We start from the raw sequence: 18,889 nt of genomic DNA, 5'->3' as shown, positions 1-18,889 counted from the left end.
TCAGACCGTAAAAACATAATTTCGCAAAAAAATGGTGAATATGTTAGCATATTCACCATTTTTTTTGCCGTTACGGAAAGCCCGGCCGCAGATTGCGGGCCGGCAATCACGAACGATTAACGTAACTTTGATCCGTAAAAACAACTAATAGATCTACTAATGTTTGAATCATTATCAGAAAGGCTGGATTCCGCGTTCAAACTCTTGAAAGGAGAGGGCCGTATCTCTGAAATCAACGTAGCCAGCACCGTGAAGGAAATACGTCGTGCGCTGGTGGATGCGGACGTGAACTATAAAATAGCCAAAGACTTTACCGACCGGGTAAAGGATAAGGCGCAGGGGGAAAAGGTGCTCACCGCCATCTCTCCCGGACAGCTGATGGTGAAGATCGTGAAGGATGAGCTGGCCGAACTAATGGGTGGCGAAGCGGCAGAGCTGGAGCTCAAAGCCAATCCTACCATTATACTCATAGCCGGTTTGCAGGGTTCGGGTAAAACCACCTTCTCCGGCAAGCTGGCCAACTTCCTGAAAACCAAGAAGGGTAAAAAACCTTTGCTGGTGGCGGCGGACATTTACCGCCCGGCGGCTATTGACCAGCTGAAAGTGCTGGGCGGGCAGATAGAAGTACCCGTGTACAGCGAGCCGGAAAATAAAAATGCCGTGCAGATAGCTGAAAATGCTATTAAGGAAGCCAAACAGAACGGAAATAACGTAATTATTATAGATACTGCCGGCCGTTTGGCAGTGGACGAGGCCATGATGACCGAAGTGGCCAATATCCGCAAAGCGGTGCAGCCGCAGGAGATCCTGTTCGTTGTGGATTCCATGACCGGCCAGGATGCAGTGAACACCGCCAAGGCCTTTAACGACCGCCTGGACTTCAGTGGCGTGGTGCTTACCAAGCTGGATGGCGATACCCGCGGTGGTGCGGCCTTAACCATCAAGTATACGGTGGAAAAGCCCATCAAGTTCGTGAGCATGGGCGAAAAGCTGGATACGCTGGATGTGTTTTACCCCGAGCGTATGGCACAGCGTATCCTGGGCATGGGTGATATTACCACCCTGGTAGAAAGGGCGCAGGCACAGTTCAATGAAGAACAGGCTAAAAAGCTGGAAAAGAAGATCCGTCAGAACCAGTTTGATTTTGATGACTTCAGGGAGCAGCTGCAGCAGATCAAGAAAATGGGTAACCTGAAAGACCTGATGGGGATGATACCCGGGGTAGGTAAGGCTATCAAGGATATTGATATCAGTGATGATGCCTTTAAAGGCATAGAAGCCATGATTGGCTCCATGACCCCGCAGGAACGGGGTAACCCGGATCTGATCGACGGCAGCCGCCGCAAGCGTATTGCCAAAGGCGCCGGTAAAGAGATCCAGGATGTGAACCAGTTCATGAAGCAGTTTGAGCAAATGCGGCAAATGATGAAGATGATGAATAAAATGGGTGCAGGAGGCAAAGGACTGAAAGCATTAGGGAGATAGAAGTAGCGTCCATGGTCCATAGCCGATGGTCCATGGCCTGTTGCATGAATGCTGACTTTCAGGCAGTATGCAATGGACTATAGAGCATTGACTATGGACCGGTTAGGAAATTATTTTGAGATTCACAATTATTCTGTTATTTTTGCACCCCTATATATTTTTTTTATAACTCGCAAAAAAATAACTCGATTTATTTATGCCAGTAAAGATCAGATTACAACGTCATGGCGCGAAGAAAAGACCTTTCTATTTTATTGTAGTAGCCGATGCGCGCGCGCCCAGAGATGGTAAATTCATCCAGAAGATCGGTACTTACAATCCCTTAACCGTTCCGGCATCTATTAACATTGATACCGAAAAAGCACTGCGCTGGTTACAAAAAGGTGCCCAGCCCACTGATACGGTAAGGAGAATTCTTTCTTTCAAAGGTGTGCTGTATTTGAAACACCTGTTGAGAGGGGTTAAATTAGGTCTGTTTGATGAGCCTACTGCTTACAAGAAATTTGAGCAATGGCAGGCAGAACATGAGCAGAAAGTAGCGGCCCGCCGCGATTCCCACAAGAAAGCACGTGCTATCACTCCCATCGTTAAGAGGGTAGAAGATGCACCGGCTGAAGGTGGTAACGCAGAATAAGCTATTAGCTTGATCATACTTAAAAGGGAAATATTTGTCCGCAAATATTTCCTTTTTTTATTTTGAACCGCTTCCCGGAATATGAACAATTACTTCAGCATAGGCAGACTGGTAGCCGCTTTTGGCCTGCAGGGCGAGCTAATACTCCGGCATAGCCTGGGTAAAAGAACCGCTCTTAAAGGGGTGGAGGTACTTTTCCTGGAACAGCGGAAGAACAGCTTTATTCCTTACTTTTTGCAAAAAGCCAGCATTAAGGATCATGAGCATGCCTTTGTGAAGCTGGAAGGGATTGACAGTAAAGAGGCCGCGCAAAAGCTGGTGCAAACGCCGGTATATATGCAGGAAACGGATTTTAAGCAGCAAACCGCTGCCGCCGCGCCTTTATCCCTGCTGGGTTTTACCGTGCACGATGCTGCGCAGGGCGTATTGGGCATTATTGAAGAGGTGATTGAAATGCCCATGCAGGTGCTGGCCAAAGTGACTATACAGGGTAAGGAAGCCCTGTTGCCGCTTAACGAGCAGTCGCTGGTAAAGATTGATAAAAAGAACCAGGTAGTACACCTGCAGCTGCCGGAAGGACTGCTGGATATTTACTTAGCGTAGTCCATGGTCCATAGCCGATGGTCCATTGCATAGTGCATAGCGGTAATTATCCGCGCAAAAGGCAGTGGTCTGTGGACCGTAAATGGAGATACCGAATTGCGAACCAGGCCATGGACCATCGGCTATGGACCATCGACCCAAAATTGAACATATGCGCATCGACATTATTACCGTACAACCGGGCCTGCTGGAAAGCCCCTTTTCCCATTCCATCCTGAAACGGGCACAGGCAAAGGGACTGCTGGAAATACAGGTGCATAACCTGCGGGATTACTCTACCTTCAAACATAACCAGGTGGATGACTACCAGTTTGGAGGCGGCGCCGGTATGGTAATGATGATGGAGCCGGTGATCAACGCTATTGAGCTGCTACAGGCCAAAACCACCTACGATGAGGTGATTTACCTGACCCCCGATGGCGCTACCCTGAACCAGTCTATGGCCAATCAATTGTCGTTAAAAGGTAACCTGCTGCTATTATGCGGCCATTACAAAGGCATAGATGAGCGGATCCGGGAGCATTTCATTACCATGGAGATCTCCATTGGCGATTATGTGCTGTCCGGCGGGGAGCTGGCAGCTGCCGTGCTGGTAGATGCCATTGGCCGCCTGATACCCGGGGTGCTGAATGATGAAACTTCCGCCCTTTTTGACTCATTCCAGGACCATTTGCTGGCGCCGCCGGTTTATACCCGGCCGGAGGAGTTCCGGGGCTGGAAGGTGCCGGAGGTGCTGCTTAGCGGCGACCACCGCAAAATTGAGGACTGGCGGCATACGCAGGCCCTGGAACGCACGCAACAGCGCCGCCCGGATCTGTTGAAGTAGAGCTATTAGCTTTTAGCCGTTAGCTCTTAGCTGATTGTCGCGGAGCTAACCGCTAAAAGCTAATGGCTAACTGCTATTCCTACGGCTAATGGCCGGCAGCTAAAGCTAACTGCTAATAGCTAACCGCTAAAAGCTGCTACAGCCCTATCAATATTTTTCCGCAATAATTTGGAACTTCTCATTTGTATACTTACCTTTGCCGTCCCATAAATAATTGTAAAGATGAACGCTATTTCTTTTGTTCACGAGCAACTGACAGGAAAAAAAGAATTTCCGAAATTTAAAGCCGGTGACAATGTTACCGTTAACTATAAAATCGTGGAAGGTACCAAGGAAAGGATCCAATCCTTTAAAGGAGATGTGATGAAGATCCAGGGTACTGGTTTTACTGCTTCTTTTACCGTGCGTAAGATCTCTGATGGTGTAGGTGTTGAAAGGGTTTTCCCCCTGTTCTCTCCTAACATTGATTCCATCCTGCTGCATAAAGTAGGTAAGGTAAGAAGGGCAAAACTGTATTACCTGCGTGAGCGCGCTGGTAAAGCAGCCCGTATCAAAGAAAAAAGGGTTTAGTACACAATACAGGGAAATTAGTGAAAACGGGAACCGTTCCTGACGGTTTCCGTTTTCTATTTTTATAACCCTTATTGCTCAGAATGCTGGCCCGGCGCAAGGTTAAAATCTACTTAAACTAATAGCCTGCGTCAGAAAATACCAATTATAAGGTCTATCTTTGTACACTGAACTTTTAAAACTGAGAAAATGACTGCCGTTATTGTAAAATCACCACTTTTACTGTTCCAAGATCTTGGTATGACTGAATTACTGTTAATAGCACTGGTTGTATTATTACTGTTTGGTGGAAGAAAAATTCCCGAATTAATGCGCGGTCTTGGTAAAGGTATCCGTGAGTTTAATGATGCCAAGAACAATGTGCGCCAGGAAATTGAGGATGGCATGAAAGAACAGCCTTCCACTTCTGACGTTAAGAAGTAATTCCCGTTACGCCGCCCGACTACCGGAAAATTGTTACGGAGCTTTATGTTAAATTGCCGGAATAGATCAGCCTATTTGCCAATTTAACCATATCACCAATTTAACATTAAAGAATTTAACTGGTTTAGCATTGTCTGAATTCAGCAGTATATCGTCTTTTCACAAAGCCTTATACGCCGGCAGCACTACCTGTACGGAGGTAGTACGCTATTACCTGCAGCGCATAGCCCAATCTTCACATCTGAATGCCTTCCTGGAAGTATATGAAAAGGAAGCCCTTGAAAAAGCAGCTGAGCTGGACGCCCGCATCCGTAAAGGAGAGCCGGTTGGCCCGCTGGCAGGGGTTGTGGTAGGCAATAAGGATGTGATCTGCTATAAAGGGCATAAAGTAAGCGCCGCTTCCCGCATTTTAGAAGGATTTACCTCTTTGTATTCCGCTACTGCAATTGAAAGATTGCTGGCAGCGGATGCTATTATTATAGGCAGCCTGAACTGCGATGAGTTTGCCATGGGATCTACCAACGAAAACTCATCTTACGGGCCGGTGCTGAATGCGCTGGATAACTCCCGGGTGCCCGGCGGTTCTTCCGGTGGCTCTGCAGTAGCCGTGCAGGCTGGTTTATGCCAGGTAAGCCTGGGAAGTGATACTGGCGGTTCCGTACGGCAGCCGGCCGATTTTTGTGGTATAGTAGGGTTAAAGCCTACCTATGGCCGCATTTCCCGCTATGGGTTAATTGCGTATGCTTCGTCTTTTGACCAGATAGGTATTTTTGGCAGGAATATTGCAGATGTGGCTTCGGTTTTACAGGTTATTGCCGGGCCCGATGAGTATGACAGTACAGTAGCGCAAAAGGAAATTCCTGATTATCAGGCTGCCCTGGTGCACAATAAAACATACAAATTCGCGTATTTAAAAGACGCACTGCATCATGAGGGACTGGATGCCGAAATGCGGGAAGGATTTTCCGGCTTCTTTGAAGAGTTAGAAGCGGCCGGAAACACAGTAACCGCCACAGATTTTGCCTACCTTGATTATATAGTACCCGCGTATTATGTGCTCACCACGGCAGAAGCTTCCTCAAACCTCTCGCGATTTGATGGAGTAAAATATGGCCACAGAACCACCCAAAAAGACCTGGATTTGACCGATTTCTACAAAAAAAGCCGGTCGGAAGGTTTTGGTAAGGAAGTAAAACGTCGTATATTGCTGGGAACCTTTGTGCTAAGTGCAGGCTATTATGATGCCTATTACACTAAAGCACAGCAGGTTCGAAGATTGGTGGTAGACAAGCTATCACAGATATTATCCGAGTATGATGCCATTTTAATGCCAACTGTTCCCAGTACAGCTTTTAAAATTGGAGAAAAAACCGAAGATCCTATTGCCATGTACCTTGCCGACATTTATACGGTACTGGCGAACCTAGCAGGGGTACCGGCTATATCCGTACCACTGCGCCGGCATTCAAACGGAATGCCCTTTGGTGTGCAGATCATCACAAAGCAATTTGACGAAGCGAGCTTGTTAAACATTGCAGATCACGTTATGCAATTGATTTCAGTGAGACAGGTTACTATTGTTTAAAATAAAAATGTGTATGAGGAAAATCTTTTTACTACTGCTATTGCCAGCGATGGGTGCAATGAGTGTGTTTGCGGCAGATGGCGATGTGGTATCTAAAGAGATGGTAGCTCCCCAACTGGCAGCACCGGACACGGCGATCCTTATGAGTAAGGTAAAACTGCCGAAAGATACCACTACTACACCTTTTGGAACAGCTGCTGCTACTGCAGCAGTAAGAAGGGGCGCAGAAAGCCTGCCCTCCAGCGTTCGCAGCCCCAAGGTGTATGAACAGATCAACAACAACCTGGTAGCAGGTTATATTAACACGTATGCTACCCGTTACAGCCAGCATTTACAGATCATGCTTGAAAGAGGTGAACCCTATTTCGTAATGATCGAGAAAATTTTCAGGGAGCATGGTATTCCTGAAGAAATGAAGTACCTGGCGGTAATTGAATCCAGCTTTAATACCAACGCCCGTTCCAGGGTAGGAGCCGTAGGCGCCTGGCAGTTTATGTCCGGTACCGCCCGCATCTTTGGCCTGAGTGTAGGTAAAAAAGTGGATGAAAGAAAAGACTTCTACAAATCCACCCTGGCAGCAGCCAAATACCTGAACGAGCTGTATGAGCAGTTTGGCGACTGGCTGCTGGTAGTAGCCGCTTACAACTGCGGTGGCGGTGGAGTACAACGTGCCATGAAAGCCAGCGGCCGTGAAGACTTCTGGGGCATGCAGTACTTTTTGCCAGCAGAATCCCGTAACCATGTGTACAAGTTCATTGCTACCGGTTATATACTGGATAGGTTCAATAACTTCTTTGGTGTAGGCGATGATGCAGGCAGCAGCAGCCTGGTAGCTTCCATGGAAAAACCGGTTGCTTTCACTACAGCAGCACCCTCTGAGCTTACGGAAGATGATATGTTCAACACCGTAGAGTTCAACATTGCCGGCAAATACCGCATAGAGGCTATTGCCAAAAAGCTGAACATAGAGGTAGCTGAAATGAACCGCCTGAACCCTGGCTTTGCACAGGCACTGGCCGGCCCGGAAAACAGCTATGACCTGCGGGTACCTAAAGACAAAATGAAAGTGTTCATGAACGAGAAGGATGAGATACTGAAAGAATCCATTCAAATGACACTGGATGATAAGGCAGCAGCTTCCACCAGGGCTAAATTCCCGCCCCCGGCCAGGATCCCGGTACGGGAGTCCAGCAGCGCTAAAAAAGCAACAGGCACTGCCAAATCCTACAAAGCTAAAACCTCCGGCAAAAAACACAGCACTGCCAGGAAAAGCACCGCCCAAAAGCGGACTACCACCAGCACTGCTGCTAAGAAAAAGAAATAGATCATTACAGGATATACAGGAAGGACCGCCCAGGCGGTCCTTTTTTATGAATACCATTGTCATGTTCATACAGGAGCAGATCAACGAATTTTTACGCAACAAGCTGTATGCTGCAAGCTGCATTAGCGGCCGGCTGGAGTGCCAGGTAACTTCGGGCACCCTGCTTACGCTGCGTGGGCAAAAGGCAGATGGGAAGAATATTTTTTTCTGGGACCTGGAAATGCCGCTGCAGCGGCTTATTCATCAATACCTGACACTGGAAGCGCCGCAGGCCGCTGCTTTTACTATTGATATAGATCTTGAGCAAAATAATTTTGTGTACCGGCTTACCTCACCGGCGGAAATGAAGGCCATGGAAAAAGCCAATGCACTGCAGGAAAAAGCGGACACAGACCAGCGCCTGCAGGACATGAAAGCCGCTCTGCTGGCTAATAACACGCCCTACGGCCAGGCATTGGCCACCAAGGTTGCGCAGGCCCTTAACCGTGGCGCTCTTATGAACAGCCACCGGGATTACTGCGGTATGGGACTGGAAAAAAATGCGAAAGGGCAGTACCTGTACGGAGAGGTTTGGGATGGCGGTTTTACACCCGGCGCCCGCACCTTCGCGGATAAGGCCAGCTTTATACAATGGCTGGCCGTGCAGTCAGATGCCAGCATGGCCAACCTGCAAAGCCAGGATACCTGGGTGTGGAATAACCAGGTAATTAACCGGCAAAGGCTGGAAGCTTTTATTCAAGGCTTGCCTTCATAGGGCCGGATGCCTTCCAGGATCTTTTATCTTCAAAGTGCTTAACCAAGTCCAGCAGGGGACCGGTCATAAAGGTGGTGGCCAGGGCCATTAACACCAGCATGGCAAATATTTCAGGGGATAAAATGCCAAGGTCATAACCCAGGTTCAGCACAATCAGCTCCATTAGCCCGCGGGTGTTCATTAAAGCGCCCATAGCCATAGAATCAGTCCAGGATTGCCCCATTAGCCGCGCGGTAAGCGCGCTGCCGCCAAATTTCCCGCCCACAGCAACCAGCATGATCAGTCCAAAAACAGCCCACAGGTGCCCGGCGCTTAACAAACCTATCTGTGTACGCAGGCCGGTAAAGGCAAAGAAAATGGGCAGCAGCAACAGCACGCTGATATCTTCTACTTTATCCGTAAGCCAGGTTTTGATAGTTGCATCGGCCGGCATAATTACGCCTGCCAGGAAGGCCCCGAATAATGCGTGAATGCCGATCACCTCTGTGATCCAGGCTGAGAGCAGGACCACCAGGAATACAGTAGCTACGGCCGCTACCTTGTTACCGGCAGCAGTGTACTTCCTGATCTGCTTACCCAGCCAGGGTTTTATAAGATATAACATGATGGCCACAAACAGCAGGGCTGCACCCAGGGTAATAAGCGTACCTGCAAAACCGGTAGCTTTTGCAATGGCTACCACGGCAGCCAGTATACACCAGGCAGTAACATCATCGGCTGCTGCGCAGGTAATAGCCAGTATGCCTAATGGGGTACCGGTAAGCTTACGCTCCTGTACAATACGCGCCAGCACCGGGAAGGCCGTAATACTCATAGCGATACCCATAAACAGGGCAAAGGATATAAACCCAACATTGGCAGGGGCAAAGTTGGGAAAAATATAATACGCCAGCCATACGCCCAGGAAGAACGGGAATACAATGCTTACATGGCTGATCATCACAGCCACATGCGCCTTGTTTTTTACTTTGCTGGCATCCAGCTCCATACCTACTATGAACATGAAAAAGGCCAGGCCTATCTGGCTCAGGAACTGCAGGGTTTTCAGGCTGTCTGCCGGGAACAGGAAGCTGCTGCCGCCAGGTAATAGCCATCCAAGCAGGGAAGGGCCCAGGCAAATGCCTGCCACTATTTCGCCCACCACAGCCGGCTGTTTTATATAACTGGCCAGCTTGCCAAATATACGGGCCGTTACTACGATCAGGATGATCTGCAATAATAAAAGACTGAGGGGATGGTGGATGGTATCCAGCCATTGCTGTCCTAAGCTTAATGGCGCTGCAGTGGTAGCGGGTACAGCGCCCCTGCCATTTACCGGCAAATGATTGCCCTGGTTAATAATGAACCATATTAAGCCGCCAAAAACACCAATGATAACCGGATACAACAGAGTTCGTTTACGCATAAGCCTGTGGTTTGCAGCTACAAGTTAGGGAAATATGCTATTGTATACCAGCTCCGGAGCTGTGGATATATTTATCATTACAACTGACTCGCTGCCTGCCTGAATAACGTATGTCCGTAAACGTTAGTGAAATGATCACGGCTATACGGATGAGTACGACGCACTAACCGTAACACCGGATTAAGTATTGGCCGGGAAGTCACTGGAAAATTATTGGTGAAAAAAATGTCCGGGAAAATAAGTCTCTCGTGATCTGCTGTCCGTTCTTATAACTGGAATGTTGGATAGTTGTGCTTATGCTATTCTCTTAATATAATCCTCAAACTCTTTTACGGTATGAAAAACATTTTGCGGTAATCCCGCGCCACCAGCACGTTTCGTGTCAGGCACCACGGATACGCCAATGTAAGATTCACCATCATACTGGATAGCCACTACATCCCCTGACCTGAACACGTCTATCACGATCACGCCTGAATTAAATGCAGTTATATCTACCTTATAAGAAGGGAAGGATGTATTAATAAAGTCTGTAAGTGTGGTTTTATCTACCTTCATATCATTGTTTTTGTCCTGGTTTAGGGAAGGGGCTTACCCGGTGCATAGGAACGCCGGCGCCTGCTTGGAATAGTGTGATTTATGACTAAGATAATATTATTGATCATTTTCATAACAATTTTTTTGTTATTACGACGTTATCCGGCTTCCCCTTCTCTTACTAATTGTTTACCAATACTAAAAAATGCTTTATGGTTATTTTAACTTTTTACGCAGGTTACTTTTAATGAACCGGGGATATAAAGTGAAAACTACACCCTATGCGTTCTTCATTTTCTTACCTCATGTTGCCGATCCTGGTATTGGCTGCCTGTCAGTCAGCACCGCATAATGGGGAGCCTTCCCAAACTGTTGCTGCTTATGAAGTGCAGGCCGACTCCACCAAATTTGCGAATGACATTACTGCGCTCAATTCCCCGTCGCGGAAAAGGGTGCGCACTGCTGATGTGCGATGCCGTGTGAATAATGTATTCCACGCAGCATCCATCCTGGAGCAGGTAGTTACAGGCCTGAACGGCATTATAGTGGAAAGCCATCTGCAAAATGAGTTCGGGGTGTTAAAAGAGGTTTCCTACACCACGGATTCACTGAAACGCATTCAGCTGTATACGCCCACGGCTAACCTTACATTGCGCGTACCTGCGGCCAGCCTGGATTCAGTAGTGCATGCCCTTACCGGCATGGCAGCGTTTATTGACTACCGTACGTTGAAAGAGCAGGACAAAACCTGGGATTACCTGACCAATGCATTGAAGAACAAAAAGATGGACGCATCCCCTGTAAAACCCGGCAAAGACAGTACTCCGTTGGATGTAATGGCTTACCAGGACAGGAAAAAAGAGTATGCCTTTGACCGTAAGATCATGAACCTGGCCATCCTGGATGATGTGAACTATGCCACTTTCACCGTGCAGCTGTTCCAGCCGCAGGTGGCGGATGTGCAGGTGGTCGTGAACCCGGAGCAGGTGACCCGCGCCGGTTTTGGTACAGAGCTGTTAACGGCGCTGCGTAACGGAGCAGATGCTTTCCGTAGTGTAGTGCTCTTCCTGCTGCAGCTGTGGCCATTCCTGATACTTTTGGGAGTAGGCTGGTATGGCTACCGGAAAATGCAGGGCAGGTATGTGGTGAAAAGTGTGAAGTAATAGCAAGGAAGCAGGTAATAAGTAACAGGAAGCACTAAGTTGCTTCCTGTTACTTTTATGGGACAGTATAGGATACTTTTACAGCGGCGTGTAGGATATTTGTAAATACGTCCATAATATTATAACTGCATGAAAAAGATCCACGTTTTTGCCGCCATAATAGGCGCTATATCACTCTTTTCCTATACCGGCTATTCACAGGTTAAAGTGCAGGAGCTGCGCTGCGAAAATCTGAACAATCCTGTTGGCCTGGATGTGCTGCAGCCACGCTTCAGCTGGCAATTAGCCACCACTCAGCGGAATGTATTACAAACCGCTTATGAATTAAAGATCTCCAAAAACAATACGGTGGTATGGAACAGCGGAAAAGTGAACAGTGATTCTTCCGTACACGTAGCTTACAAAGGCCAGGCCCTGGAGCCGGATACCCGCTACAGCTGGCAGGTACGGGTATGGGATAATAAAGGTAAAACCTCCGGTTGGAGTGCACCTGCTTACTGGCAAACCGGGTTGCTGAATGCCGGTAACTGGAAAGCGCAGTGGATCAGCTCCGGTTTACCGGGCGACAGTGCCGGCGGCGTTGCTCCTTTTTTTCGCAAAACGTTTAGTACCGCTAAAAAAGTACAGTCGGCCACCGCTTACATAACTGCGCACGGATTATATGAGGCGCAGCTGAATGGCAAGCGGGTGGGCGATGCTTTCCTGCCCCCCGGGTGGACCAGCTATAACAAACACCTCACTTATCAAACCTATGATGTTACTTCTCTGCTGCAAAGCGGCAAAAATGCTATTGGGGTAATACTCGGCAGCGGCTGGTACCGTGGACCGCTTACCTGGAGCAAGCTGAAAAATTATTATGGCAAGGATGCTGCTTTGTTGTTCCAGCTGAATATTCATTACACAGATGGTACTACGGAAACAGTAATATCTGATAACTCCTGGAAAGCAGCTACGGGTGGAATTGTATCGTCTGAAATATATGATGGTGAAGTGTTTGATGCCCGTCTGCAAAAAACAGGCTGGGCCGGCGCGGACTTTGATGACAGCCAGTGGGCAGCAGTTAAGATCAAAGATGCACCGCTTAGTAACCTTTCCGCTTCCTATAACGAGCTTATTAAAAAACATGAAACCTTTACGCCCACCAAAGTTATTACCACACCCAAAGGCGACCAGGTGCTGGATTTTGGGCAAAATCTGGTAGGCTGGGTGCAGGTAAAAGTAAAAGGCAAAGCAGGTGATACGGTTAAGATAGCGCATGTAGAAGTGCTGGATAAAAAAGGGGAGCCTTATTATGAAAACCTCCGTTCCGCCAGGGCGGAAGATATGTTCATACTGAAAGGTGATGGTACGGAAGTATTTGAGCCGCATTTTACATTTCATGGTTTTCGTTACATCCGCGTAAAAGGCATTAACGGACCTTTGAACCCCGCTGATTTTACAGCTGTGGCGTTGTATTCCGATATGCCTTTAACCGGGGATTTCAGCTGTTCTGATCCGTTGGTAAACCAGCTGCAGCACAATATCCGCTGGGGCCAGCAGGGTAACTTCCTGGATGTGCCCACGGATTGTCCGCAGCGTGATGAACGTTTGGGCTGGACCGGGGATGCAGCCATGTTTTCCCGCACCGCCACCTTTAACCGTCAGGTAAATAACTTTTTTGCCAAATGGTTAAAAGACGTGGCTTTTGACCAGGCATCCAATGGCGCTGTGCCGTTTGTGATACCTAACTTAACATCGGTGTTCCCGGATCCGGTGGGCGCTACCGGCTGGTCTGATGCAGCGACCATCGTTCCCTGGAACACTTATTTAGCATACGGGGATGCCCGTTTGATCGAAGAGCAATATCCCAGCATGAAAGCCTGGGTAGGTTATATTGAAAAGGCAGCCAAAAATGATCTGTGGAATACCGGCTTCCAGTTTGGCGACTGGCTCTCTTACCGTGCAGAGGAGAATGATGCTTTTAACGCGGTATCAGCTATAACAGACAGTCGCCTGGTGGCGCAGTGTTTCTGGGCCAACTCCACGCAGATCATGATCAATGCCGCTAAGCTATTAGGTAAAACAGAAGATGTAAACTATTACACAGAACAGCTGCGCCGCATTAAAGCTGCTTTTCTAAAGGAATATGTAACACCAAACGGCAGGCTGGTATCCGGCACGCAAACCGCCTATGTGCTAACCCTATATTTTGATATGCTGCCTGAAGCCATGCGCCCGCGTATTGTAGGTGAGCTGGTGGAGAATATTAAGCATTATCATAACCACCTTACTACCGGCTTTTTAGGCACGCCTTTCCTGTGCCATGTGTTAAGCCGTTTCGGGCAAACAGAGGTAGCATATAAGCTGCTGCTGCAAAAAACATATCCGTCGTGGTTATACCCGGTAAAAATGGGCGCTACTACTATCTGGGAGCGTTGGGACTCCATGAAGCCCGACAGTACTTTCCAGGATCCCGGCATGACCTCCTTTAACCACTATGCCTACGGCGCTATTGGCGACTGGATGTATCGTACTATGGCAGGCCTGGATACGTATGACGATGCGCCGGGCTACAAGCATATTAAAGTACAGCCGCACCCCGGTGGTGGTATTACCAGCGCCAATGCCAGCTTAAAAACTTATTACGGTGCAGCAGCTGCCGGCTGGAAAATAAGCGATGGGAAAATTTTACTGAATGTGGAGGTTCCTGCCAACACTACCGCTACTATTTACATACCGGGCAGCAGCGCGGAAAATATCCAGGAAGGCGGGCAGGCTCTTTCATCACAAAAAGATATAAAGGTAAGCGGCACTGAAGGGGGGTATGTGGTGGTAAATGTAGGCTCCGGCAAATATGCGTTCACGGGCGCTTTTTGATCTGCACCAATGTTTTCATTGGCAGGCGTCGATAAATATTTTAATGAAAGAGGGCTGTACCGGTAAATGGTACAGCCCTTGAAATTATAACAACTAAAACCAGATCTTTTATCGTTGCTGTTGCTGAGCATCATGTTTCTGGCGCTTAATGGCACGGCTGTTGCGGTTTTCCTCGCGTTTCAGCTGGCGCCTCTCCTGGCCGGTTACCACACCGTCTGCCTTAGCTTCTTTTTTATTCTGCTGTAGCTTAGCTTCCCTTGTTTCCAGGTGTTTTGTTTCCCGTGCAGTTAGCTCACCGGATTTAACGCCGCCGGCTATACGTTTCTGTTGGTTTACCTGGCGTTGTGTAACGCGCGGTGTGGCAGTTTGCGCGTTGGACATATAACTGATGGCCATACAGGCTATAAAAGCGCTTGCAAAAATAATACGTTTCATACGCATATAGTTTTTAAGGTGTATGTATGATAGACTGCATATAATGCCCATGGTTTAACAGGGCCTCAAAATGAAATTGCGCCCAGCGTATAACCGCCTGATCCTAAATAATTCGTAAATTTGAATTATGTCAATTACATCCAATACAGAGCTTGAAGGCATTAAGAAGGTAAGTGAAGCCGTAGGTACTGTGCTGCGGCAAATGCAGGAATACGCGCAACCGGGCATGACTACCAGCGCGTTAGATGAATATGGCGGGCAGCTGCTGGAAGCAGCAGGCGTAAAATCTGCTCCCAAATTAACTTATGGTTTCCCCGGCTGGACCTGCATTAGCGTGAACAATGAGGTAGCGCACGGCATCCCCTCCAACCGCATACTACAGGAGGGCGACCTGGTGAATGTGGATGTTTCCGGTGAGCTGGATGGTTATTGGGCAGATAATGGCGGCTCTTTTGTGTTAGGAGAGGACCTGCACCAGCATGCCCCGCTGGTGAATACATCTAAGCAAATATTGCATAAAGCTATTCAGCATATTAAAGGCGGCGTTAAGATCGCTGAAATTGGCAGGTTAATAGAAACGGAAGCCAAGAAAGCGGGATACCGTGTAATTAAAAACCTGGTGGGCCATGGCGTAGGCAGAAGCCTGCATGAAGCGCCCAAGGAAATTCCCTGTTTTTACGACCGCTTTAACCTGGACCGTTTCAGGAAGAACGGTATTGTAGCTATTGAAACTTTTATCTCCACCCGCGCAACCTACGCATATAATAAAGGTGATGGCTGGACACTGGTTACCAACGACGGCAGCTTTGTGGCCCAGCATGAACATACCATCATGATCACAGATGGCCAGCCTGTTATTTTAACAGAGTCTAACGGCATCTGAGTGAAAGGTGAATGCTTACAGGTAATCTTGCATTCATTACCGCTTCATAGGCTATGGGCGCACCTGTTAGCGCCACGGCTTTATACTCCGAAAAAAGATATTGCAGCGCAGTAGCCGCTAAGAACACAGTAAAGTGATTGGCTATGCACGCATGTGCCCCGCTGCCAAAGGTGAGGTAGCGCGGCCCGCATCATAGGCCTGTATCAATAATCCTATTAAATTGCTTATAACGCCCACTCCGGGTGGTACATATTTAGCCGCTGGTTCATAGATATGGTTAATCACAGAGGGTTGTGTAAGGGTATCACGAGACAGCATCAGTTGTGTAAGCAGGGGCATATTATCCAGGATGAAAGCACTGTCATCATTTGTAACCCCCAATCCTTTTAATAAATAAAGCACCGGTAATTTTTTACAAACCGCCTGCACCCAGTCTGTTTCCGTTTCATTACCCAGCAGCGTTTGCATTAATGCCGGGATGTTTACCCGGGTATATTGCCTGTACAGCTGTAAGGCAGTTTCCCGTGCAGATGCGTGTTGCGATGTATTGCTTAAGCGTGCCAGCTGGCTGCGGATGAGGTTTGCCGCCGGCGCATTGGTTACAACAGGCAGGGGCGGTATCCAGGCGCTGCTGCTGTCCAATATTGTTTTGCAGGCAGCGTAGCTGTATACCGCCCAAATGCCGTTGTGCGCATCCCAATAAACAGGATTACTGGTTTGCTGTTGTGTATAAATGGCGAAAGGATCGGCAATTTCAGATTGCAGGAACAACGCATGTTTCATGCTGCAAGGTTACAACCTGGTACAAAAAAATACTTCAGCGTGCAATAAAATATGCTTGCAGCTGCTATTGTGCTATGAATTTCTGGGGATACTACCCTATATTAGTGAACCACTTTATCAACGGTCTAATAATAAGTATATGAAATACGCCCTCATAACTGTTTTACTGGCAGTAAGCGTTGGTGCTGCAAAAGCGCAATCACCGGTTATTATACAACAGGATCCTGAAATAGCGCAAATGGTGCAGGAAGTTTCTGCGGATTCCCTGCAGGCGTATGTGCAGGCCATGGTATCCTATGACACCCGCAGTACACTGAGCACGCAGAAAGAGGCTAAACGTGGTATAGGCGCAGCCAGGAATTGGGTGTTAAGTAAGTTCAACCAGTTTGCTACACAATCCAGCGGGCGTTTAACGGCCTATATAGATACTATTACGTATATGCCTGACGGTAAGCGGGTAGATGTGCCGATAAACCTGGGTAATGTAATGGGTGTTTTAAAAGGAACAGATCCTGATGATAAACGCATCTTCCTTATCAGCGGGCACCTGGACAGCCGCCGTACAGATGTAATGGACCGTACCGGCACTGCACCCGGCGCCAATGATGATGCCAGCGGTTGTGCAGCGGTAATAGAATGTGCGCGGGTAATGAGCCGCCATGCGTTTCCTGCTACCGTGATCTTTGTAACCGTAAGTGGCGAAGAACAGGGCTTACTAGGCGCACACTTTTTAGCAGATAAGGCCCGCAAACAGCACTGGGATATTGAGGCTATGCTGAATAATGATATTGTAGGCAGTAATAACAGCAACGAAACCAACATTATTAATAATACGCAGATCCGCGTGTTCAGCGAAGGGCTGCCTTATAAAACAGATTCTGCTACCGCTGCAGCCATCCGGCAAATGGGCCTGGAAAATGATGGTAAGGCCCGGCAGCTGGCCCGCTATGTAAAAGAAACCGGTGAGCGGTATGTGGCGAATTTGGAGGTAGTGCTGATCTACCGTAACGACCGTTTCCTGCGCGGCGGGGATCACTCCCCTTTTGTAGAGAATGGATATGCTGCCGTACGCTTTACAGAAATGAATGAGAACTTTTACCACCAGCATCAGGACCTGCGCACTGAAAATGGCATCGAGTATGGCGACCTGGTAAAATTCATGGACTTTGAATACCTGCGCAAGAATGCCGCCATGAACCTGTCAAACCTTGCCAACCTGGCCAAAGCGCCGTCTATGCCGGAAGAGGTATTGGTAGATGTAGCAGGTTTGGGCAATGCTACTACGCTGCACTGGAAAGCGCCGCTGCACGGGAAAGTAAAAGGTTACTATGTAATGATGCGGGAATCCAGCAGCGCAGTATGGCAAAAGAAATTTTTTACTGCTGATACGAATATCAAGCTCCCTTACTCAAAAGATAATTACTTTTTTGCCGTACAATCTGTAGGCGAAGCGGGGAATGAAAGCCTGCCCGTAGTGCCCAAAGTAGCTGGCCGACAGAGCGTACCGGTAAAACCGGCTAAGTAATAAATGGTTTATCAAGAGCTAACAAGTAGGAATCGAAGCATTTAATTACTCACATCATAATTTATTTTCAATGGCATTCCCCGCTGGGCGGGGCAGGCTGTGCACCGCTTTGGCGGGGGCGTAATTAATCAATGGATAGCTTCATATACACCGCGTGTGTAGAATCTATCTTGTCCTCATAATTAGGTATAGGAACGGAATCTTTCTCCATGGTTGCACTCCAGTAATCTGCTATTCTTACCTTTTTCAACAGCGGGTATGCTTTAACATACAGCTCCTGGTCATTTTTACGCCGGGTGCCTATCACAACACCATAGATCCTGAAATCAAAAGTGCCTTTCCTTTCTCCTATACCATCTGATTTACGGGTAGCGTAGCGTGTAACCGTTGCATACGGAGCCATCTCAGAATAAACCTCTCTTTCACCTCCCTTGTCGTCGCGGGTATAGTGGGGACGAATGCCATTACTAAACTGCCAGCCGTAACCTTTTTCAATATCAGTATAGTAAGAGGGATGATGAAATTGCATAGTATCAAGGCCATATAATTTTATAGAATCCTGCGGTATATAGGTAGCCTTTATTATTAATAGTTCCTTTTTTTCAGGCAGCAGGTCTATGTTTTCTGCAGTATCTATTGTGTTAACAGGTACATATTTATCGGGCAGCGCTGTTAATACAGGCACATCCGGTACTTTATACGCATCTTCTTGTCTTTTATTATTTACACACGAGCAAAGTACAAACAACGATAACAGATATACGTTTTTTTTAATTACTGGCATACGCTTCGCTTTATGGTTTCCTGTCTGATAAAGATATTGAATCCGCTGTTATCTTATCATAAGATAACAGTCATTTAATGCGCGCGTATCAATTTCCTCTTTGCGTAAATTGTTTTCCGCTTTTGATCAAAAGCCTACATCCGGAAGCTGCACATTTGCATTAACCTAATGATACAGCATGTAGCTGTACACACAAACATTATCTTTTTTAAAAAACCAGAAAACCCGAAGTAACCAGACCTCATAGTTTACCTAAAAAATTTTAGTACCATGGAACCCAGGATAGAGACGCTTCCCCGGATTGGCACCAGTAT

General features: G+C 47.6%; 18 protein-coding genes. 13 read left to right on the top strand and 5 right to left on the bottom strand.

What is annotated here, in order from left to right; genetic code table 11:
• Nucleotides 1–159: 159 nt before the first annotated feature.
• From ffh to BMZ54_RS29085, 9 genes are all read left to right on the top strand, one after another.
• Nucleotides 160–1,485 (top strand): signal recognition particle protein, encoded by a 1,326-nt coding sequence (gene ffh, locus BMZ54_RS29125; RefSeq protein WP_089920200.1) that lies wholly within the window; start codon nucleotides 160–162, stop codon nucleotides 1,483–1,485.
• A gap of 196 nt (nucleotides 1,486–1,681) precedes the next feature.
• On the top strand, nucleotides 1,682–2,119 hold the full coding sequence (rpsP, locus tag BMZ54_RS33600) for a 30S ribosomal protein S16 (protein ID WP_089920198.1): 438 nt from the start codon (nucleotides 1,682–1,684) through the stop codon (nucleotides 2,117–2,119).
• 81 nt (nucleotides 2,120–2,200) lie between these two features.
• On the top strand, nucleotides 2,201–2,722 hold the full coding sequence (gene rimM / locus BMZ54_RS29115) for a ribosome maturation factor RimM (RefSeq protein WP_089920196.1): 522 nt from the start codon (nucleotides 2,201–2,203) through the stop codon (nucleotides 2,720–2,722).
• A gap of 151 nt (nucleotides 2,723–2,873) precedes the next feature.
• Entirely contained in the window at nucleotides 2,874–3,548 is a 675-nt protein-coding gene (gene trmD, locus BMZ54_RS29110; RefSeq protein ID WP_089920193.1) for a tRNA (guanosine(37)-N1)-methyltransferase TrmD, read from the top strand.
• A gap of 222 nt (nucleotides 3,549–3,770) precedes the next feature.
• Nucleotides 3,771–4,118 carry a 50S ribosomal protein L19 gene (rplS, locus tag BMZ54_RS29105; RefSeq protein WP_089920191.1) on the top strand — a complete coding sequence of 116 codons (348 nt, stop codon included), beginning with the start codon at nucleotides 3,771–3,773 and terminating at the stop codon, nucleotides 4,116–4,118.
• A 189-nt stretch (nucleotides 4,119–4,307) separates the two neighbouring features.
• Nucleotides 4,308–4,541, top strand: a complete 234-nt coding sequence (locus BMZ54_RS29100; RefSeq protein WP_089920189.1) for a Sec-independent protein translocase subunit TatA/TatB — start codon at nucleotides 4,308–4,310, stop codon at nucleotides 4,539–4,541.
• 130 nt (nucleotides 4,542–4,671) lie between these two features.
• Nucleotides 4,672–6,126, top strand: coding sequence for an Asp-tRNA(Asn)/Glu-tRNA(Gln) amidotransferase subunit GatA (gatA, locus tag BMZ54_RS29095; protein WP_089920186.1), 1,455 nt, complete (start codon nucleotides 4,672–4,674; stop codon nucleotides 6,124–6,126).
• Nucleotides 6,127–6,139: 13 nt separating this feature from the next.
• Nucleotides 6,140–7,450: a lytic transglycosylase domain-containing protein gene (locus tag BMZ54_RS29090; protein ID WP_162277698.1), complete on the top strand. Its 1,311-nt coding sequence runs from the start codon at nucleotides 6,140–6,142 to the stop codon at nucleotides 7,448–7,450.
• A 61-nt stretch (nucleotides 7,451–7,511) separates the two neighbouring features.
• Nucleotides 7,512–8,204 carry a hypothetical protein gene (locus tag BMZ54_RS29085; RefSeq protein WP_089920182.1) on the top strand — a complete coding sequence of 231 codons (693 nt, stop codon included), beginning with the start codon at nucleotides 7,512–7,514 and terminating at the stop codon, nucleotides 8,202–8,204.
• Here BMZ54_RS29085 and BMZ54_RS29080 read toward each other — a convergent pair.
• Both BMZ54_RS29080 and BMZ54_RS29075 read right to left on the bottom strand, forming a co-directional pair.
• Nucleotides 8,182–9,609 (bottom strand): cation:proton antiporter domain-containing protein, encoded by a 1,428-nt coding sequence (locus BMZ54_RS29080; RefSeq protein WP_089920180.1) that lies wholly within the window; start codon nucleotides 9,607–9,609, stop codon nucleotides 8,182–8,184. The genes BMZ54_RS29085 and BMZ54_RS29080 overlap by 23 nt on opposite strands.
• A 294-nt stretch (nucleotides 9,610–9,903) precedes the next feature.
• Entirely contained in the window at nucleotides 9,904–10,167 is a 264-nt protein-coding gene (locus BMZ54_RS29075) for a hypothetical protein (protein ID WP_089920179.1), read from the bottom strand.
• Between the two features lie 260 nt (nucleotides 10,168–10,427).
• Between BMZ54_RS29075 and BMZ54_RS29070 the strand changes: the two genes are divergently transcribed.
• Together BMZ54_RS29070 and BMZ54_RS29065 are read left to right on the top strand one after the other, a co-directional pair.
• Nucleotides 10,428–11,309, top strand: a complete 882-nt coding sequence (locus tag BMZ54_RS29070) for a DUF4349 domain-containing protein (protein ID WP_089920177.1) — start codon at nucleotides 10,428–10,430, stop codon at nucleotides 11,307–11,309.
• Nucleotides 11,310–11,438: 129 nt separating this feature from the next.
• On the top strand, nucleotides 11,439–14,165 hold the full coding sequence (locus BMZ54_RS29065; RefSeq protein WP_089920176.1) for a glycoside hydrolase family 78 protein: 2,727 nt from the start codon (nucleotides 11,439–11,441) through the stop codon (nucleotides 14,163–14,165).
• A 108-nt stretch (nucleotides 14,166–14,273) separates the two neighbouring features.
• Here the strand turns inward: BMZ54_RS29065 and BMZ54_RS29060 are convergent, their stop codons facing one another.
• Nucleotides 14,274–14,600: a hypothetical protein gene (locus BMZ54_RS29060; protein WP_089920174.1), complete on the bottom strand. Its 327-nt coding sequence runs from the start codon at nucleotides 14,598–14,600 to the stop codon at nucleotides 14,274–14,276.
• A gap of 127 nt (nucleotides 14,601–14,727) precedes the next feature.
• On the opposite strand from BMZ54_RS29060, the gene map reads away from it, so the two are divergent.
• The gene (map, locus tag BMZ54_RS29055) at nucleotides 14,728–15,483 is read left to right on the top strand and encodes a type I methionyl aminopeptidase (protein ID WP_089920172.1); all 756 of its coding nucleotides are present in this window, start codon (nucleotides 14,728–14,730) and stop codon (nucleotides 15,481–15,483) included.
• A gap of 141 nt (nucleotides 15,484–15,624) precedes the next feature.
• Here map and BMZ54_RS29050 read toward each other — a convergent pair whose 3' ends face one another.
• Nucleotides 15,625–16,266 (bottom strand): cytochrome P450 family protein, encoded by a 642-nt coding sequence (locus tag BMZ54_RS29050; RefSeq protein ID WP_089920170.1) that lies wholly within the window; start codon nucleotides 16,264–16,266, stop codon nucleotides 15,625–15,627.
• A gap of 139 nt (nucleotides 16,267–16,405) precedes the next feature.
• On the opposite strand from BMZ54_RS29050, the gene BMZ54_RS29045 reads away from it, so the two are divergent.
• Nucleotides 16,406–17,791, top strand: coding sequence for a M28 family metallopeptidase (locus tag BMZ54_RS29045; RefSeq protein WP_089920514.1), 1,386 nt, complete (start codon nucleotides 16,406–16,408; stop codon nucleotides 17,789–17,791).
• A 124-nt stretch (nucleotides 17,792–17,915) separates the two neighbouring features.
• Here the strand turns inward: BMZ54_RS29045 and BMZ54_RS29040 are convergent, their stop codons facing one another.
• A complete protein-coding gene (locus BMZ54_RS29040; protein WP_089920168.1) occupies nucleotides 17,916–18,575 on the bottom strand; it encodes a hypothetical protein in 660 nt (219 codons plus the stop codon).
• Nucleotides 18,576–18,889: the final 314 nt, after the last annotated feature.

It is taken from the genome of Chitinophaga rupis (assembly GCF_900109685.1).
Classification (GTDB): Bacteria; Bacteroidota; Bacteroidia; order Chitinophagales; family Chitinophagaceae; genus Chitinophaga; species Chitinophaga rupis.
This window is presented reverse-complemented; position numbering and strand designations above follow the sequence as displayed.

Bases quoted from the DNA above. Each gene is read 5' to 3' on its own strand.
- rimM (WP_089920196.1), top strand. From the start codon at position 2,201: ATGAACAATTACTTCAGCATAGGCAGACTGGTAGCCGCTTTTGGCCTG.
- BMZ54_RS29075 (WP_089920179.1), bottom strand. From the start codon at position 10,167: ATGAAGGTAGATAAAACCACACTTACAGACTTTATTAATACATCCTTC.
- BMZ54_RS29070 (WP_089920177.1), top strand. From the start codon at position 10,428: ATGCGTTCTTCATTTTCTTACCTCATGTTGCCGATCCTGGTATTGGCT.
- BMZ54_RS29090 (WP_162277698.1), top strand. From the start codon at position 6,140: ATGAGGAAAATCTTTTTACTACTGCTATTGCCAGCGATGGGTGCAATG.
- BMZ54_RS29060 (WP_089920174.1), bottom strand. From the start codon at position 14,600: ATGAAACGTATTATTTTTGCAAGCGCTTTTATAGCCTGTATGGCCATC.
- BMZ54_RS29100 (WP_089920189.1), top strand. From the start codon at position 4,308: ATGACTGCCGTTATTGTAAAATCACCACTTTTACTGTTCCAAGATCTT.
- trmD (WP_089920193.1), top strand. From the start codon at position 2,874: ATGCGCATCGACATTATTACCGTACAACCGGGCCTGCTGGAAAGCCCC.
- map (WP_089920172.1), top strand. From the start codon at position 14,728: ATGTCAATTACATCCAATACAGAGCTTGAAGGCATTAAGAAGGTAAGT.
- ffh (WP_089920200.1), top strand. From the start codon at position 160: ATGTTTGAATCATTATCAGAAAGGCTGGATTCCGCGTTCAAACTCTTG.
- rpsP (WP_089920198.1), top strand. From the start codon at position 1,682: ATGCCAGTAAAGATCAGATTACAACGTCATGGCGCGAAGAAAAGACCT.
- rplS (WP_089920191.1), top strand. From the start codon at position 3,771: ATGAACGCTATTTCTTTTGTTCACGAGCAACTGACAGGAAAAAAAGAA.
- BMZ54_RS29065 (WP_089920176.1), top strand. From the start codon at position 11,439: ATGAAAAAGATCCACGTTTTTGCCGCCATAATAGGCGCTATATCACTC.
- BMZ54_RS29080 (WP_089920180.1), bottom strand. From the start codon at position 9,609: ATGCGTAAACGAACTCTGTTGTATCCGGTTATCATTGGTGTTTTTGGC.
- BMZ54_RS29050 (WP_089920170.1), bottom strand. From the start codon at position 16,266: ATGAAACATGCGTTGTTCCTGCAATCTGAAATTGCCGATCCTTTCGCC.
- BMZ54_RS29085 (WP_089920182.1), top strand. From the start codon at position 7,512: ATGTTCATACAGGAGCAGATCAACGAATTTTTACGCAACAAGCTGTAT.
- BMZ54_RS29045 (WP_089920514.1), top strand. From the start codon at position 16,406: ATGAAATACGCCCTCATAACTGTTTTACTGGCAGTAAGCGTTGGTGCT.
- BMZ54_RS29040 (WP_089920168.1), bottom strand. From the start codon at position 18,575: ATGCCAGTAATTAAAAAAAACGTATATCTGTTATCGTTGTTTGTACTT.